The organism is Providencia sp. Me31A (assembly GCF_050487165.1).
Taxonomy (GTDB): domain Bacteria; phylum Pseudomonadota; class Gammaproteobacteria; order Enterobacterales; family Enterobacteriaceae; genus Providencia.
In genome coordinates this window covers 1-641 of the sequence record NZ_JBKQGZ010000079.1, presented here as the reverse complement: position 1 = coordinate 641, position 641 = coordinate 1, and the positions used below count along the sequence as shown (strand labels likewise).

1 protein-coding gene is annotated in these 641 nt (G+C 40.7%); it reads left to right on the top strand.

Annotated elements, in window-relative coordinates:
* Nucleotides 1-194 precede the first annotated feature (194 nt).
* Entirely contained in the window at nt 195-464 is a 270-nt protein-coding gene (locus tag ACLPIE_RS22550; protein WP_430263850.1) for a PAAR domain-containing protein, read from the top strand.
* Nucleotides 465-641 lie beyond the last annotated feature (177 nt).

Genomic DNA, 641 nt, shown 5'->3' with positions numbered 1-641 from the left:
TACTTCCAACACCTGTTTACCGAGTTACCAAAACGAAGTCCGAAAGATGATGTGTCGGATCTCATGCCATGGAACGTAGAAATCAGTGAGGTTGAGTAAAGCTTTACTGGTTCATTAAGCGCTTACCGTAAAACAGGTGATTTTAAGTATCAGCTTGAACAGCTTTTAGCAACACTTGATCAGGAAAAAATGCAATGCGTAGTCTTGTGAACGGCAAAAAAATTATTTTAAGAAATGATACGACGAATACCGGAGGAACGGTGTTGACTGCTTCTTCTCTCGCCAAACAAACCCAAGGCGTCGCTTGTATGGGCGACTCTGTTTATTGTCCTTCATGTAAAAAAACTGGCACTATCGTTGAAGGTGATAACTTAATGAAAATTAAGGCTATCCCTGTTGCGCTAGAAGGTCACAAAGTCGCTTGTGGATGTTCAGGCAGTTGTGTACTTGTCGCAGCGGGTTAAATTATGGGACGACATCAATGTTCTGAGTAAAAAAAGCCTAAATAATGGCCTAATGCCGATCAGTTAAGAACTAAATAATAGGTTGAACGATCCTACAGTTCTGCAAAAATCCGTAATCATCCCAAGATTACGGATTTTTTTATGTTACTTAGCCAAGCTCTCGAGACTGTTCAGGCT